A 15,363-nucleotide genomic window follows, 5' to 3' on the forward strand; every position below is an offset into this window, starting at 1 on the left:
ATTTCCCTGCTGAGGCATGGCGGGGCCTCGGCCATGGGCACCCTGCCGTTTCGGCTGTGTGACGTCGTGTTGCGAGAGTGTCAATCGGGGTGTGGCACAGCGTCAAGAGGTTTCGAACAATGTCCGACTGGTCGAACGGGCTGGTGGGCGGCGATGTGACGGGCGTGGCGGTCAGTAAGGAGCCGGCAGGGTCAGCGATCGCGCCGGGCGCGGCGTGACTCAGCCAGCACGGGCAGCAGGGGCAGCAGCGAGACCGCCACGACGACGGCGACCAGCAGCAACAGGTAGTCGTCGATGTCGGGGACGGAGGCCCCGAGGGCGTAGCCGGCCAGGACGAGACTCTGCGACCAGAGCAGGCCGCCGACGATCTGCCAGATCGTGAAGGTCCGCGTGGGCACGCCGAGCGCACCGGCTGCCGGGTGCAGGACCGTCCGCACCATCGGGATGAAACGGCCGATCACCAGGGCCTTGCCGTAGCCGTACCGGGCCAGCAACCTCTCAGCCCGGGCCGCCGTCTCCCGTACGCGACGTCTCTCGGTGCGGGCCAGCAGGGGCCGCCCGCCGTGCCGCCCGAGCAGGAAACCGACCTGGCCGCCCGCCACGGCGCCGACGGCCGCGCACAGCAGCACCTGCCACAGCACCAGCCGTGGCGCCTGCTCGGCGGTCCCCGCGCACAGCACACCGGCCGGGAAGAGCAGCGTGTCGCCGGGCAGGAAGAAGCCGAACACGAGCAGACCCGACTCGGCGAAGATCACCACGAGGACACCGAGGGCACCGAAGGTCGCCAGCACCGAGGCGCCGTCCATCGGGTTGACGGCGAGCATCGGATGGACGGTGCTCACCGGGCCGACGGTGATCATCGGGCTGGTGATCATCGCCATCACCTCCCGGCCGTCCTCGTCGGTCGCCCTCCTCAAGCATCGCGTGCGTGCGGCGCGGGCGCCTGTTCCGGCGGTGGCGTCGTCGGGGACCGTCGCTACCGGGAGGCCAAGGGGCGACTTTCGCACAGCGCCGTGCGGACGGCGGCCTTCATGTCGTCGCTCTGCGCGTCCGAACCGCCCGGGCCGAGGTTCACCATGACCGTCGCCTGCCTGCCGTCGATCGTGGCACCGCCCGCTGTCTCGTACCCGGGGAAGTCGCCGGTGTGCCCCCAGTAGAGGCCGCCGCAGGGCAGCGGCCTGCTCTCCAGGCCGAGGCCGTACGCCCGGCCGTCCGCGTTGCCCGTCGGCCGGGTCCTCGTCATCTCCCGGAGCTGGGCCGGGGGCAGTAGCTTGCCGCGTACGAGTGCGTCCAGGAACCGGTTGAAGTCGGTACCGCTGGAGATCATCTCGCCGCCCGCGCCGCCGACCGACGGGTTGATCGCGGTGATGTCGATGAGCGGCGCGTCCTCGCCCGGACGCGCGTACCCGCGCGGGTGCGGCCCCGGGATCGCCGGGTCGTCACCCGGCACATACGTCTCCCGCAGGCCGAGCGGCGAGATGATGCGCCGGCGGATCTCCTCGGCGTACGAGTGACCGGTCACCTCCTCGATGATCATGCCGGCCAGCAGGTAGCCCGTGTTGGAGTAGCGCCAGCCCTTGCCGGGCTCGAAGGTCGGAGGGTGGGCGAGCGCGAGGTTCACGAGGTCACGGGTGTCGTGGTGGGCCAGCGGGTCCTTGAGGATCTCCTGCGGGCTGAGATGGTCGAGGACGTCGGGCACGCCGCTGGTGTGCTGGAGCAGCTGACGGACGGTGATCACACGCCCGTCGTTGCCGTTTCCCCGGACGACGCCGGGCAGATGGCGCTCCACCGGTGCGTCGAGGGCGACGCGACGCTCTCCCACCAGTTGGAGCATGACCGTCGCCACGAACGGCTTGGTCATGCTGCCGATCCGGAACCTGCTGTCGCCGCGCACCGGCGCGCCGCTGCGCACATCGGCGACACCGCTGGTCAGCACCGTGCTGCCGGTCCGGTCCCGCACTTCGGCGAGCGCTCCCGGTCCGCCGTCGACCGTGGTCAGCCGGTGCAGGAGTTCGTGCAGCCGAGTGTGGTGGGTGGGGTGGGTGGGGCGGGTGGTTCGGACGGCGGCGTCAGCCGTCGGCGCGCCCACCGGGACACCGACCCCGACGCCGACCGCCACGGACAACGCCAGTAAGCCACCCCTCGCACGCTTGCGCCTGATCACATGTTCCCCCTTGCCTCGATCCGACCGACGACCGATGACCGACGACGGACCCTGCCTCGACGTACCACCCACGATGTCCGTGGAGTGCGGGTCGGCGCGATGGGGTGACCATCCGGATCGAAGGTGGGGCTAACCCCCGGCTCCGTGCGCCCGCCGGTCGAGGACGAGACGCACGCCCTGCGGCCGCATGGTCATCCGCAGCAGCGGTTCGGGCCTGCTGCCCGGCAGCGGCCGTACCCGCCACCGGCGCAGCAGCACCGCGAGCGCCACCTGTGCCTCGGCGAGCCCGAACGCGTCGCCGATGCAGCGGCGGGCGCCCGCGCCGAACGGCAGGAACGCCTCCCGCTGACGGCGCTCGACTCGTGCGTCGAGCCAACGGTCGGGATCGAACCGCTCGGGCTCGGCGAACACCGCCGGGTCGCGGTGCAGGGAGTAGGGGCTGAACAGCACCCCCGCGCCGGCGGGCAGTCGATGACCGCCCAGTTCGGTGTCGACGAGGGTGACGCGGCTGAGCAGCCACACAGGAGGGTGCAGCCGCAGCGACTCGCTGAGCACGCGCTTCATGTGGGCCAGGCGGTGCAGATCCTGGTGGGTGACGGGGCGGTCGCCGAGCACGGCGGACAGTTCGGCCTCCAGCCGCTCGTACTCCCGCGGGTTGCCGGTCAGCAGGTGCAGGGTCCAGGACAGCAGGCCCGCCATGGTCTCGGTGCCGCCGATGAAGAACGTGATGACCTGGTCGTACACCTCCTCCTCGGTGTGGGCCGCCGGGCGGTCTGGGGGTACCAGCGCCGACATCAGGTCACCGTGGTCGGTGCGGTCGCTCATACGGCGCCGCACCATCGCGCCGACCGCCTGGCGGGTCTCGCGGGCGGCCCGTGCGTAGCGGAGGTTCTCCAGGGTCGGCAGCCGGTTGCTGCCCGGCACCATCATGTGGGTCGCCAGGGCGGAGAGCAGGAGCGGCACACTGCGCTGGACGGCCTCGACGGCCTGCCGGTCCTCGGGTGCGAGAAAGAGGGTCCGGGCCAGGACGGCGACCGCGAAACGCTTCATCTCCGTGTACGCGTCGATGACCTGTCCGGGCTGCCAGGCCGAGGACACCTCGAGCGCGCAGTCGCGGAACCGCTCGGTGTGCCGGGGCAGCCGGTGGCGGGCGAACACCGGCCGCAGCAGGGCGCGCATCGGGCGGTGCGGCCCGGCCGGAGCGGTGGAAAGACCGTTGCCCACGAGCTGGGCGGCCTGGTCGAAGAAGGGGCCGCCCTTGTCGAACTCCCCTCCGTTGCCCGCCACCAGCATCCGCTGGACGAGTTCGGGGGAGTTGACCACGTACACCGGGGTACGCCCCAGCCGGATGCGCACCACCGGCCCCAGCGCACGCAGGTCTTCGAGGAAGCCCAACCGGTCGCGGGCCAGCCGGCCCGAGTGGCCGATGAGGGGGAGCGCTCCTGGAGCGGCGGGCGCAGTGCCGGTCTTGACCACCGAGGACCTCGCAGTGCCGTGGCGGGCCGTTTCCCGCGACCATCCCCGGAACTACGTGGCCCATGCAAGCGCACCCGCGGGCGCTTGAGGCACACGCGTGACGAGGAAGTGCGCATGGGTGAACACGGAGCACTTGCCGGTCCACCCGCGCGCCCTCGCCTCATCCAGGGCAAAAAAAGTTCGGACGGCGATGTCGAGAACCCGTGACCGGCTCCGTCCCCGTGGTGAAGGCGACCAGAATGGGTCGCACCAGCATCGAGGAGAGATCACGATGGCCAAGTACCTGCTGCTGAAGCACTACCGCGGCGCCCCGGCTGCGGTCAACGACGTGCCGATGGACCAGTGGAGCCCGGAGGAGATCTCGGCCCACGTGCAGTACATGAACGACTTCGCGGCCCGGCTGGAGAAGACCGGCGAGTTCGTCGACGGTCAGGCACTCGCCCCCGAGGGGAAGTGGGTCCGGTACGACGGTGAGGGGCGCCCGCCGGTCACCGACGGGCCGTTCGCCGAGACCAAGGACCTCATCGCGGGCTGGATGGTGATCGACGTCGACAGCTACGAGCGTGCCGTCGAGCTGGCCGGGGAACTGTCTGCCGCCCCCGGGGCGGGCGGGAAGCCGATCCACGAGTGGCTGGAGGTGCGCCCGTTCCTGGGCGCGCCGCCCACCATCTCGGAGTGCGCCTTCCATGGATGAGGCTCTGCTTCGGAGCCTTACGCCCGGCGTGCTCACCGTCCTCGTCCGCCGCGGAGCCGACTTCGCGGCGGCCGAGGACGCCGTGCAGGACGCGCTCGTCGAGGCGGTCCGCGTCTGGCCGGCCGACCCTCCGCGGGATGCGAAGGGCTGGCTGGTCACCGTGGCCTGGCGCAAGTTCCTCGACGCGACCAGGGCGGACACCGCCCGCCGCCGGCGCGAGGGCCTCGTGGACGACGAGCCGGCACCCGGGCCCGCCGCCTCGGTGGACGACACCCTCCAGCTCTACTTCCTGTGCGCCCACCCGTCGTTGACGCCGTCGTCCGCCGTCGCCCTCACGCTGCGCGCCGTCGGCGGGCTGACCACCCGCCAGATCGCCCACGCCTACCTGGTGCCCGAGGCGACCATGGCGCAGCGCATCAGCCGGGCCAAGCGCACCGTCTCCGGCGTACGGTTCGAACGGCCCGGCGACGTCGCCACCGTGTTGCGCGTCCTCTACCTGGTCTTCAACGAGGGTTACTCCGGCGACCTCGACCTCGCCGCCGAGGCCATCCGGCTCACCCGGCAGCTCGCGGCCGCGATCGACCACCCCGAGGTGTCCGGGCTGCTCGCCCTCATGCTGCTCCACCACGCCCGGCGTGCGGCTCGGACCGCGCCCGACGGCAGCCTGGTGCCGCTCGCCGAGCAGGACCGGGGCCGGTGGGACACCGCGTCGATCGCCGAGGGCGTCGGGATCCTGCAGGCGGCCCTCGCCCGCGACCGGCTGGGCGAGTTCCAGGCCCAGGCCGCCATCGCCGCCCTCCACGCCGACGCGCCCACCGCCGAGGAGACCGACTGGGTACAGATCGTCGAGTGGTACGACGAACTCGCGCGCCTCACCGACAGCCCGGTCGTCCGGCTCAACCGCGCGGTCGCCGTCGGCGAGGCCGACGGAGCACGTGCGGGGCTTGCGGCGCTCGCGGCACTGGACGACTCACTGCCCCGCCACACCGCGGTGGCGGCGTATCTCCACGAGCGTGACGGCGACTTGGCGAGAGCGGCACGGCTGTACGCCGAGGCGGCCGGCAAGGCGCCCAACCTCGCCGAACGCGACCACCTGACCCGCCAGGCCGCCCGCCTCAACGCCCGCCTCAACGCCGGGAGTTGTTGACGGGGCACGCTCGCGGCGACGTCACCGCGGAACCGAGCGGCGTCAGTCGGCGAACCCGTCCCGCACGGCGTCGAAGACGGGACGGTACGTCGCCCACTGGGCGTCCGGGGCCGACAGGTAGATGTCGTACTCCCGGCCGCCCGGAGTGCCGTATCCGAGGTCGATGGCGCGGAAGGCGCGGGCGCGGCCCTGGAAGGTGAACTCCCACACCGCGGCCGGCTTCTCCCTGAAGGTGGTCTTCTGCATGCGCAGCCTGCGGTACGTGGGGTAGTTGGCCTTGGTGTTGGCCTCGATGTCCTTGAAGTGGTCGACGGGGTGCGAGCCGGCCGGGTCGACCATGCCGATGGTGAGGCCGGCCAGACCGGTCGGATCGGTGTAGGTGACCTCGTCGCTCGGGCCCTTCTTCGCCTGCCAGCCGTCCGGCACGGGGAAGGAGACGCCGAGCTGTTGATTGCGGACCAGGTGGTAGCCGTCGGGGACGGGGGAGGGGGCGGCCGATGGAGTGGTGGTGCTGCCGGTCGCCCGGGTGTCCGGCGTCGCCCCGTCGTCGTGCGAGGACGTGTAGAGGGCGATCGCGGTGGCGGCCGCGGCCAGGACGGTCACCAGGGACACCACGGACACGAAGACGCGCCGCCCCCGCTTCCCGCCCTGACGGCGATCCCCTTCGCCCCTTTCCGACGGCGGTACGGGCGGGGCCTGTCGCGTCCGGGACGTCCGGGACGTCCCGGACGCCTCCGGGTTGCCGTCGGGCCCGTCGTGGGCGACGGCGGAAACGGCGGCCGGCGACGCGACCGACGGGCCGCCGGACCAGGTGGCTCGCAGCGCGCGCTCCGTCTGCTCCGCCGTGGGCCGGTCCTCGGGGTTCTTCGACAGCAGGGTCTCGATGAGCGGTTCCAGCGGACCGGCCTGCCGCATCGGATCCAGCGGCTCGACGGCGATGGCGTACGCCGTCTCCATGGCGGTGTCCCGGCGGTACGGCGGGCGGCCCTCGACCGCCTGGTACAGCGTCGCGCCCAGCGACCACAGGTCGGAGGAGGGGCCGGGCTTCTGACCGCGGACCCGCTCCGGGGCCATGAAGTCGATCGAGCCGACCATCTCGCCGGTCTGCGTGAGCGTCGAGGCCCCGGCGGTCAGCGCGATGCCGAAATCGGTGAGGACGACCCGGCCTCCCTCGCCGAGCAGGACGTTGCCGGGCTTGATGTCGCGGTGCAGGACACCGGCGGCGTGCGCGGCCCGGACGGCGGCGATCATGCCGAGGCCGATACGGGCGGCCTCCTCCGGCGGCAGGGTGTGGCCGCTCTTCAGGACATCGGCCAGGGTGGGCGCGGGCACGTACTCCATGACCACGCAGGGCCGTCCGTCGTCCTCGACGACGTCATGCACGACGACCACGTTGGGATGGACGACCCGGGCGGCGCTGCGCGCCTCGCGGCGGGTGCGCTCGTACAGCGTGGCGACCTCGCCGTCGGACAGGTGCGGTTGCGCGTGGAGCTGCTTGAGCGCGACCTGGCGACCGAGCACCTCGTCCTCGGCCCGCCACACCGTGCCCATGCCACCGCTGCCGATGCACTCGACGAGCCGGTAGCGCCCGGCGACCAGCCGCCCTTCGTCCGACACAGCCCTGACCTCCGCCCGCTCTGCCCCCTTCGTGCCACTTAGCCATGCACACTAACCGACCTGGTCAAGAGACCGGGCGGAGGGCCGGACCGGGCCGCGCGGGTACCGAGTCGAGGACGCGCTCGATCCGGGATGTCCTGGTCACGGGGACGGCCTCCGGCACTCCGGCGCCGGATGCCATGTCGCTCCATGGACACAGGACACGACGCCGAGCCGTGATCGGCCCGGTCGCCGTGCCGAGACGTGGCACACGCGCGGCGGACGATCGCCGCCCTCGCCTAGGGTGCGACGTCCTCCAGGCTGCGCCCGCTCGTCTCCTCCGCCCCGGCCCTTGCCGTCAGGGAGCCGACCAGGGCGACGGCGGCCAGCGTCACGAAGACCGTGCCGATCGCGCCGCCCGCGTAGACCGCGCCCACGACGATGGGGCCGAGGATGATGCCCAGGCGGTTCATGGCGCCGCCCAGACTGACGCCCAGCGCCCTGATCCGGGTCGGGAAGAGCTCGGGCGTGTAGACGTAGAGGCAGATGTTGCAGCCGAAGAGGAAGACGGCGGCAAAAGACGTCCAGGCCAGGACGCCGATCGCGGTGCCGGTGGCCGTAAGGCCCAGGACGAGCAGACACACCGCCGCGGCGCTCAGGCACCAGATCACCGTGTTGCGCCGGCCGACCCGGTCGACGGTGAGGGCGACGATCAGGCAGCCGAGCAGGCCCGCGCAGCTGGTCACCGTCGAGTAGAGGAGGGCCGTCGAGAGGTCGAGGTGGAAGCGGGTGCCGTAGATGGTCGGCAGCCAGGACGTGATGCCGTAGTTCACGAAGTAGCCGGTGAACCAGAGCAGCCCGACGATGATCATGCGCTTGCGGTACCTGCCGCTCAGCAGTTCACCCAGGCCGCCCTTGCCCTGGGACGGCGGGGCGGACGGCGCGGGCAGCGGATCCGGCAGCGGGGCACCGGTGATCTTCTCGACCTGCGCCTCGATCGACGCCATCGTGGCGAGGGCCTTCTCGTGCTGTCCGTGGTCGGCGAGCCAGCGGGGGGACTCGGGTACGTAGCGGAGGATGACCAGGCACAGGACCGCGGGAATCGCCGCCAGGCCGAACATCCAGCGCCAGCCCAGCAGCGGCACCAGCCAGTAGGCGACGAGTGCTCCGGCGGTGAGGCCGGCCGGGAAGACCAGTTCGAAGAGGAGGACGAAGCGGCCGCGCTGGTGGGCGCGGGTGATCTCCGCGATGAAGGTGGCCGCGATGGGTACCTCGCCGCCGATGGCCATGCCCTGGACGAAGCGGATCGCCATGAACGGCTCGGGCGTGGTGCACAGGGTCAGCGCGAGGTTGCAGAGGCTGGCCAGGGCGATACAGGCGGCGATGACCTTGACCCGCCCTATTCGGTCGGCGAGCCGGCCCGACACCAGTGCGCCGACGAGCATGCCGATCGATCCGACGGTCATCAGGGCGGTGGTGTGACCGGTGCCCAGGCTCCACTCGGTGCGCAGCTGGGGGAGGGCGTAGGCGATCAGGAGCTGGTCGAAGGCCTCGAAGAAGGTGGCGGTTCCGATGATGAGCCGGACCATCACCTGCCAGCGGCACAGGGGCAGGCGTTCGAAGCGGGCGCCGATGTCGGCCGCGAGCGGGGGTGCGTCGCCTGGTCGATCTGCGGCGGCGCGGTGTGCGTCGAGCGTCATGGCTGGTCTCCGGATCCGTACGGCGGTGGTGGGGGACGGGACCGCACGGGAGGGTTCGGGCCGCGAGGGTACGACGGTATACGTGTACCGGGCAGCGGTAAGGGCGGGTACGGGGACGGCGGGCCGGAACGAGGGGCTGTGCGAGCTGCGCCGCCACCCCAGTCTGTAAGCGCTGAACATCTCAGCGCTTAATGTTCTACCGGCAGTCCACCGAGGTTAGGCAAGCCTTATCCCTGACCTGGAAGAAATTTCTCCGGCGGGACCCCCTTGCGCCCAAAATAGTTAAGCCCTTAGATTTCTAGTACTTCGACATCGCAGCCGGGGCCGAGTGCCCGCCGTGTCGGAGGTCACCCGTACAGCCCTCATCCGGAGGTCCCCATGCCGCGCATCCCTGCCGACGAGATCCTCATCGCGGGCCACTGGCGACGCGGCCGAGGCCTGCCCATCCACACCGTGAACCCGGCCGACGGCACCGTCATCACCACAGTCCACGCCGCCTCGAAGGACGACGTGGAGGAGGCCGCACGTGCCGCCGCCGCGGCCGCCGCCGCACCCCGCTGGCGCGACCTCCTGCCCCACGAGCGGGCCCGCGTCCTGAACCGGATCGGCGACGTGATCGAGGAGAACGCCGGGGAGCTGTCCGCGTTGCAGACCGCCGACACCGGCAAGACCCTCGGCGAGACCCGCGCCCTGGCCCTGAGCGCGGCCGGCACCTTCCGGTACACGGCCGCGGCGTTGGAGACGGCCGAGGACGCCCTCACACCGGCGCGTGGCCCGTACGTGACGATGAGCGTGCACGAGCCGATCGGCGTCGTCGGCGCGATCAACCCGTGGAACTCGCCGATCGCCTCCGACGCGCAGAAGGTCGCGCCCGCACTGGCCGGCGGGAACGCCGTACTGCTCAAGCCCGCGGAGTGGACGCCACTGGTCTCCCTCGCCTTCGGCCGCCTCGTCCACCAGGTGCTCACCGACTCCGGGCTGCCCCCCGAGCTGGTGGCCGTCCTGCCGGGCAAGGGCAGCGTCGTGGGCGACGCGATCGTCCGGCACCCGCTCGTCGGACGGATCGGCTTCACCGGCGGAACCGGCACCGGGCGCGGCATCGCCCGTATCGCCGCCGACAAGCTGATCCCCGCCTCGCTCGAACTCGGCGGCAAGTCGCCGACGATCGTGCGCGAGGACGCGGACGTCGAACAGGCCCTCGCGGGCGTGATGTACGGGATCTTCTCCTCCAGCGGACAGTCCTGCATCGCCGGATCGCGGCTCTTCGTCCACTCGTCGCTCTACGACGCCTTCGTCGGCGAACTCGTCGAACGCGTACGGAAGTTGCGCGTCGGAGTCGGCACCTCCCCGGACACGCAGGTGGCACCACTGGTGCACCACAAGCACCGCGACGCGGTCGCCGCCTACGTCGACCTCGCCCGCGAGGAGGGCGGCCGGGTGCTCTGCGGTGGCGCCGTACCCGAGGGCGAGCCGTATGCGAACGGGGCCTACTACCTGCCGACCGTGATCGACGGGCTGCCCAACTCCGCGCGCACCTGCCAGGAGGAGATCTTCGGCCCCGTACTCGTCGCGCTTCCCTACGACGACGAGGACGAACTCGTCACCCAGGCCAACGACTCCGTCTTCGGACTCGCCTGCGGCATCTGGACGCGGGACCTGCGCGCCGCCTGGCGGCTCGGGCGGCGGATCGAGGCAGGGACCGTGTGGATCAACACCTACAAGCAGTTCTCCATCTCCACCCCCTTCGGCGGGATGAAGGAGTCCGGCCTCGGCACCGAGAAGGGCCGCGACCTGATCCGCGCCTACCAGCGGCAGAAGTCCCTGTACTGGGGCGCCGACAGCACGCCGCTGCCGTGGGCCAACTGACGTATCTGTCTGGGAGATTTCCTATGAACCGCCCCCCGATGAACCGCCCCTCGCTGAACCAACCCCCGATCGCCCGGCTGCGCGCGCTGCGCTCGGTCGAGCTGCTCACCCCGAACTTCGCCGAGGCCGCCGACTTCTACGAGGAGGTGTGGGGCCTGGAGGTCGTCGAGGCCGGACACAGCGCGAGCTGGCTGCGCGGCACCGGCGCGGAGCACCACGCCCTGCAACTGACCCGCGCCGAGAGGATCGGCCTGGGCCGGCTCGCCTTCGCCGTCGGCACACCCGCCGAGGTGGACGAGGCCGCGCGCCGACTTCAGGCGCGGGGGATCGTGCTCGTCAGCGCGCCCGGCCCCCTGGACCAGGTCGGCGGCGGCTACGGCCTGAGGTTCCACGACCTCGACGGACGGCTGATCGAACTCTCCGCCGACACCTGGGCGGTCACGGCGCGAGGCCGCGACGAGGCACTGCCGGTCGGCGTCACGCACGCGGTCCTCAACACCACCGACATCGACGCCTCCGTCGCCTTCTACCGCGAGGTGCTCGGCATGCGGGTCTCGGACTGGTCCGAGCACCAGATGGCGTTCCTGCGCTGCAACGCCGACCACCACTGCATCGCCTTCAACCAGGCGCCGTGGGTCTCCCTCAACCACGTGGCGTACGAGATGAGTTCGCTCGACCACTTCATGCGGGGGCTCGGCCGGCTCAAGCACCACGGGATCAACCCCGAGTGGGGACCCGGCCGGCACGGACCCGGCGACAACACCTTCTCCTACTTCACCGACCCCAGCGGCCTGGTGTGCGAGTACACCTCCGAGGTCGCGCAGGTCGTCGAGGACACGTGGATCTGCCGGACCTGGCGGCGCACGCCCGAACTGTCCGACACCTGGGGTACCGCGGGCCCCCCGTCGAAGCTGATCCGCGCCCACATGGCGGGCACGCCCGACGGCAGCCCCGTCCTCCCGCCCGTCGACGCCGAAGGAGTCACAGCATGAGCAGGGTTCGCAAGGTCGGTCTCATCGGCTGGGGTGCCATCGGCCGGGTCGTCGGCAGCGCGATCGCGGCCGGCGAGGTACCGGGTGCCGAACTCGTGGCCGTCGTCGACAACCGGCCGCTCGGGGACGCGGTGCCCGCACCGCAGATGACCGTGGACGAGGCACTGGAGTGCTGCGACCTGATCGTCGAGGCCGCCGGACAGGGCGTCGTCCGGGGCTGGGGCGAGACGATCCTCGCCTCCGGCACCGACCTCCTCGTGGCCTCCACCGGTGCCCTGACCGACGAGGAACTGTCGAAGAAGCTCCTGGCCACCGGGCCGGGCCGCGTCTACTTCACCGGGGGAGCGGTCGGCGGACTCGACCTGCTCCAGGCGGTGCGCGCCATGGGACCGCTCGGCGAGATCAGGCTGACCACCACCAAGCTGCCCTCGACCCTCGAACAGCCCTGGATGGACGAGGACATGCTGGCCGTGATGCGCTCGGCGACCGGGCCCGTCGAGGTGATGCGCGGCACCGCGCGCGAGGTGCCGGTCAAGTTCCCCAAGTCGACCAACGTCGCCGCCTCCGTGGCGCTCGCGGTCGGCGACCTGGACGCGGTGCGGGTCAGTGTCGTCGCCGACCCGGCCGCCGTGCACACCTCGCACGTGATCGAGGCGAACGGACCGCAGGGCTCGTACCGCTTCGAGGTGCGCCATCAGCCGGACGCCGCCAACCCGGCCACCAGCCAGGTCGTCCCCTACGCCGTACTGCGCTCGCTGGCGGCCCTGGCCGGACGCTCGGGCCAGATCCTGTGACCGCGTACGACATCGCCGGGCTGCACCTGGAGCGGGCGGGCACCGACGGTCCGCTCGTGCTGTGCCTGCACGGCATCGGCTCGTCCTCGGCCGCCTTCGCACCGCAACTGGAGGCGCTCGGGCGCGACTTCCGGGTGCTGGCCTGGGACGCCCCGGGCTACGCCAAGTCGGCCGACCCCGACGGGGCGCTCACGCTGGACGACTTCGCGGACACCGCCGCCGAGGTCATCCGCGCACACGGCGGCCGGGCCCACGTCGTGGGCGTCTCCTGGGGCGGCGTGATCGCGCTGCGGCTCGCCACCCGCCACCCGGACCTCATCGTCTCGCTCACCGTCGCCGACTCCACCCCCGGCTCGGCGACGAGCCCCGAGAAGGCCGCCGGGATGCGCGCCCGCGTCTCCGAACTCGCGGAGCTCGGGCCACGTGCCTTCGCCGAGCGGCGCGGCCCCCGTCTGGTGTCCCAGGACGCGCCGTACGAACTCGTCCAGCGCGTAGTCGACACCATGGCCGGCTCGATCCGCCTGCCCGGCTACGGCCACGCGGCCGAGTCCATGGCCACCACCGACCTGCGCGGCGAACTCGCCCGGGTCACCGCGCCCACCCTCGTCCTGTGCGGCGACCAGGACCGCATCACCGGTCCCGAAGTCTCACAGGTCCTGGCCGGCGGTCTGCGCAAGACCGCGTACGTGATCGTCAAGGACGCCGGTCACCTGGCCAACCAGGAGCGGCCCGAGCACTTCAACGCCTGGCTGCTCTCCCACCTGCACATCGTCACCAACGCCAAGACCAGCAAGGGATGACCACCATGCCGCTGACCACCACCGAATACGACAACGGCGGAGACCTCGCCAAGTACGCCGACGCCCTCATCGCCACCAAGGACTCCCGCGAGCCCGACTGGGGCACCCTGTCCTTCCAGGAGAAGGCCGGCCCGCAGTACAAGCGCGCACAGATCCGCTACGTCGGCTCCGGCGCCACCGGCAACCACGAGAACGACAACCGCATCCTCCCCTCCGGCGGCTTCACCTTCTCCAACATGCTGCTGCCGCCCGGCGCCGAGGGCCCGGCCCACACCCACCACGACGTCGAGGAGGCCTTCTTCGTCCTGGAGGGCCAGGTCCGCGTCGGCATCCACCGCGGCCCCGACGAGGTCGAGTACCGCACCCTCGGCTACCGCGACATGATCGTGGTGCCGGCCGGGGTGACCCGGTCCCTGAAGAACGAGGGCGACACCGACGCGCTCTTCTGCGTGATCATCGGCACGCAGAAGCCGCAGGTGCCGACCTACCCCGAGTACTCGCCGCTGTACGGCGTCACGCGTGACTGAGCGGCCCCGCACGGTCGTCGTCACCGGCGGGGGCCGTGGTCTGGGGGAGGCCATGGCCCGCCGGGCAGGCGCGGACGGGTACCGGGTCGTCGTCGCCGAGCTCAACGAGGAGTGGGGCCGGCGCACGGCCGCCGCCATCCAAGAGGCGGGCGGCGAAGCGGAGTTCGCGCCCCTCGACGTCGCCGATCCGGCTTCCGTCGAGGCGCTGGCCGCCCGGCTGGCGCCGTATGGCCCCGTCCACGGGCTGGTCAACAACGCGGCACTCGCCAACGGCGTGGGCGGCAAGTACTTCCACGACATCGACGTCGAGGCGTGGGACCGGCTGATGACGGTCAACGCGCGCGGGCCCTGGCTCGTCGCCAAGCACCTGCTGCCGCTGATGTCGCGCCCGGGCCGCATCGTCAACATCGCCTCGGACGCCGCGCTGTACGGCTCGCCGCGCCTCGCCCACTACATCGCCTCCAAGGGTGCCGTCATCGCGCTGACCCGGGCCATGGCCCGCGAGCTGGGCCCCGAGGGCATCACGGTGAACGCCGTGGCTCCGGGACTGACGGAGGTCGAGGCGACGCGGGACGTACCCGCCGAACGGCACGCGCTGTACGCGCACAACCGGGCCATTCCGCGGTCCCAGCAGCCCGAGGACCTGGTCGGGGCGGTGGCGTTCCTCCTCGGCGCGGAGTCGGGATATCTGACCGGCCAAGTGATCGCCGTCAACGGCGGCTTCACGATGCACTGATCCGCCGTTGCTCCGCCTCTGCCCTACCCCTGCTCCACCTCTGCTCCACCCCTGCTCCACCTCTGCAAGGAGTTCTCATGGACCTCGGCCTCGCCGACCGCACCGTACTGGTCACCGGCGGCAGCTCGGGTGTCGGCCTGGCCACGGTCCGGGCCCTGCTCGACGAAGGCGCCAACGTCGCCACCTTCGGGCGCGACGCCGACCGGCTCGCCAAGGCGGCCGCCCAGCTGGGGGCCAGCTCGGACCGGCTGTTCCGCGGCGTGTGCGACGTACGCGACGCCGACGCCGTGGGCGACTTCGTCGAGCGTGCCGCCGCACACTTCGGCGGACGCCTCGACGCACTCGTCAACAACGCGGGCCAGTCCCGCATGAAGCCGCTCGACGAGACGACCGCCGACGACTGGCGCGACGAGCTGGAGCTGAAGTTCGCCGGGGTGCTCAACCCCCTGGCGTCCGCCCGTCGTTACCTGCGCGCCTCGGACGCGGCCGCGATCGTCAACGTCAACGCCGTCCTCGCCAAGCAACCCGAGACCCGGCTGATCACCACCAGCGCGGCACGCGCCGGGATCCTCAACCTCTCCAAGTCCCTCGCCACCGAACTCGCCGGCGACGGCATCCGCGTCAACTCCGTCTGCCTCGGCCTCATCGACACCGGCCAGTGGACCCGCCGCCACGCCGCCGCCGACAGCGGCCTCGGCTACGAGGAGTGGCAGGCCCGGCTCGCCGCCGACCGGGGCGTCGCGCTCGGGCGGCTCGGCCGCGCCGAGGAGGTCGCCTACGCGATCGTCTCCCTGCTGTCACCGCGCGCCTCCTACATCACCGGAACCAGCATCGACGTCTGCGGCGGAGTCGGCCGCGGCATCCTCTGAGG

The 15,363-nt window shown here is 71.8% G+C and carries 14 protein-coding genes; 9 read left to right on the forward strand and 5 right to left on the reverse strand.

Going from position 1 to position 15,363, the window contains the following annotated elements; translation table 11 throughout:
* Nucleotides 1-191 precede the first annotated feature (191 nt).
* From ACIA8X_RS13890 to ACIA8X_RS13900, 3 genes are all read right to left on the reverse strand, one after another.
* Nucleotides 192-824, reverse strand: coding sequence for a DedA family protein (locus tag ACIA8X_RS13890; RefSeq protein WP_393446427.1), 633 nt, complete (start codon nucleotides 822-824; stop codon nucleotides 192-194).
* Nucleotides 825-976: 152 nt separating this feature from the next.
* On the reverse strand, nucleotides 977-2,164 hold the full coding sequence (locus tag ACIA8X_RS13895; RefSeq protein WP_393446145.1) for a serine hydrolase domain-containing protein: 1,188 nt from the start codon (nucleotides 2,162-2,164) through the stop codon (nucleotides 977-979).
* Between the two features lie 129 nt (nucleotides 2,165-2,293).
* On the reverse strand, nucleotides 2,294-3,640 hold the full coding sequence (locus ACIA8X_RS13900; RefSeq protein WP_393446143.1) for a cytochrome P450: 1,347 nt from the start codon (nucleotides 3,638-3,640) through the stop codon (nucleotides 2,294-2,296).
* Nucleotides 3,641-3,911: 271 nt separating this feature from the next.
* Here ACIA8X_RS13900 and ACIA8X_RS13905 point away from each other — a divergent pair, with 271 nt between their 5' ends.
* Nucleotides 3,912-4,334, forward strand: a complete 423-nt coding sequence (locus ACIA8X_RS13905; RefSeq protein WP_393446141.1) for a YciI family protein — start codon at nucleotides 3,912-3,914, stop codon at nucleotides 4,332-4,334.
* Entirely contained in the window at nucleotides 4,327-5,481 is a 1,155-nt protein-coding gene (locus ACIA8X_RS13910) for an RNA polymerase sigma factor (protein WP_393446139.1), read from the forward strand. The genes ACIA8X_RS13905 and ACIA8X_RS13910 overlap by 8 nt, the downstream gene beginning before the upstream one ends.
* A 42-nt stretch (nucleotides 5,482-5,523) precedes the next feature.
* Here ACIA8X_RS13910 and ACIA8X_RS13915 read toward each other — a convergent pair whose 3' ends face one another.
* Complete coding sequence (locus tag ACIA8X_RS13915) at nucleotides 5,524-7,098, reverse strand: protein kinase (protein WP_399458357.1); 1,575 nt, start codon at nucleotides 7,096-7,098, stop codon at nucleotides 5,524-5,526.
* 278 nt (nucleotides 7,099-7,376) lie between these two features.
* Entirely contained in the window at nucleotides 7,377-8,777 is a 1,401-nt protein-coding gene (locus ACIA8X_RS13920) for an MFS transporter (protein ID WP_393446135.1), read from the reverse strand.
* 378 nt (nucleotides 8,778-9,155) lie between these two features.
* Here ACIA8X_RS13920 and ACIA8X_RS13925 point away from each other — a divergent pair, with 378 nt between their 5' ends.
* From ACIA8X_RS13925 to ACIA8X_RS13955, 7 genes are all read left to right on the forward strand, one after another.
* Nucleotides 9,156-10,643 (forward strand): aldehyde dehydrogenase family protein, encoded by a 1,488-nt coding sequence (locus ACIA8X_RS13925; protein ID WP_393446133.1) that lies wholly within the window; start codon nucleotides 9,156-9,158, stop codon nucleotides 10,641-10,643.
* A 23-nt stretch (nucleotides 10,644-10,666) separates the two neighbouring features.
* Complete coding sequence (locus ACIA8X_RS13930; RefSeq protein WP_399458358.1) at nucleotides 10,667-11,635, forward strand: VOC family protein; 969 nt, start codon at nucleotides 10,667-10,669, stop codon at nucleotides 11,633-11,635.
* Nucleotides 11,632-12,429 (forward strand): aspartate dehydrogenase domain-containing protein, encoded by a 798-nt coding sequence (locus ACIA8X_RS13935; RefSeq protein ID WP_399458359.1) that lies wholly within the window; start codon nucleotides 11,632-11,634, stop codon nucleotides 12,427-12,429. Before ACIA8X_RS13930 ends, ACIA8X_RS13935 begins: the two co-directional genes overlap by 4 nt.
* A complete protein-coding gene (locus ACIA8X_RS13940) occupies nucleotides 12,426-13,229 on the forward strand; it encodes an alpha/beta fold hydrolase (RefSeq protein WP_399458360.1) in 804 nt (267 codons plus the stop codon). The genes ACIA8X_RS13935 and ACIA8X_RS13940 overlap by 4 nt, the downstream gene beginning before the upstream one ends.
* Before the next feature lie 5 nt (nucleotides 13,230-13,234).
* On the forward strand, nucleotides 13,235-13,756 hold the full coding sequence (locus ACIA8X_RS13945; RefSeq protein ID WP_393446125.1) for a cupin domain-containing protein: 522 nt from the start codon (nucleotides 13,235-13,237) through the stop codon (nucleotides 13,754-13,756).
* Nucleotides 13,757-13,808: 52 nt separating this feature from the next.
* Nucleotides 13,809-14,492: an SDR family oxidoreductase gene (locus ACIA8X_RS13950; protein ID WP_399458454.1), complete on the forward strand. Its 684-nt coding sequence runs from the start codon at nucleotides 13,809-13,811 to the stop codon at nucleotides 14,490-14,492.
* A gap of 77 nt (nucleotides 14,493-14,569) precedes the next feature.
* Nucleotides 14,570-15,361: an SDR family oxidoreductase gene (locus tag ACIA8X_RS13955; protein ID WP_399458361.1), complete on the forward strand. Its 792-nt coding sequence runs from the start codon at nucleotides 14,570-14,572 to the stop codon at nucleotides 15,359-15,361.
* Nucleotides 15,362-15,363 lie beyond the last annotated feature (2 nt).

This window comes from Streptomyces sp. NPDC051738, from assembly GCF_044453205.1.
Classification (GTDB): domain Bacteria; phylum Actinomycetota; class Actinomycetes; order Streptomycetales; family Streptomycetaceae; genus Streptomyces.

What these genes read in the sequence shown, in the direction of transcription:
- ACIA8X_RS13950 (WP_399458454.1), top strand. Translation starts at nt 13,809, where the DNA reads ATGGCCCGCCGGGCAGGCGCGGACGGGTACCGGGTCGTCGTCGCCGAG.
- ACIA8X_RS13910 (WP_393446139.1), top strand. Translation starts at nt 4,327, where the DNA reads ATGGATGAGGCTCTGCTTCGGAGCCTTACGCCCGGCGTGCTCACCGTC.
- ACIA8X_RS13920 (WP_393446135.1), bottom strand. Translation starts at nt 8,777, where the DNA reads ATGACGCTCGACGCACACCGCGCCGCCGCAGATCGACCAGGCGACGCA.
- ACIA8X_RS13925 (WP_393446133.1), top strand. Translation starts at nt 9,156, where the DNA reads ATGCCGCGCATCCCTGCCGACGAGATCCTCATCGCGGGCCACTGGCGA.
- ACIA8X_RS13955 (WP_399458361.1), top strand. Translation starts at nt 14,570, where the DNA reads ATGGACCTCGGCCTCGCCGACCGCACCGTACTGGTCACCGGCGGCAGC.
- ACIA8X_RS13935 (WP_399458359.1), top strand. Translation starts at nt 11,632, where the DNA reads ATGAGCAGGGTTCGCAAGGTCGGTCTCATCGGCTGGGGTGCCATCGGC.
- ACIA8X_RS13890 (WP_393446427.1), bottom strand. Translation starts at nt 824, where the DNA reads ATGCTCGCCGTCAACCCGATGGACGGCGCCTCGGTGCTGGCGACCTTC.
- ACIA8X_RS13945 (WP_393446125.1), top strand. Translation starts at nt 13,235, where the DNA reads ATGCCGCTGACCACCACCGAATACGACAACGGCGGAGACCTCGCCAAG.
- ACIA8X_RS13930 (WP_399458358.1), top strand. Translation starts at nt 10,667, where the DNA reads ATGAACCGCCCCCCGATGAACCGCCCCTCGCTGAACCAACCCCCGATC.
- ACIA8X_RS13905 (WP_393446141.1), top strand. Translation starts at nt 3,912, where the DNA reads ATGGCCAAGTACCTGCTGCTGAAGCACTACCGCGGCGCCCCGGCTGCG.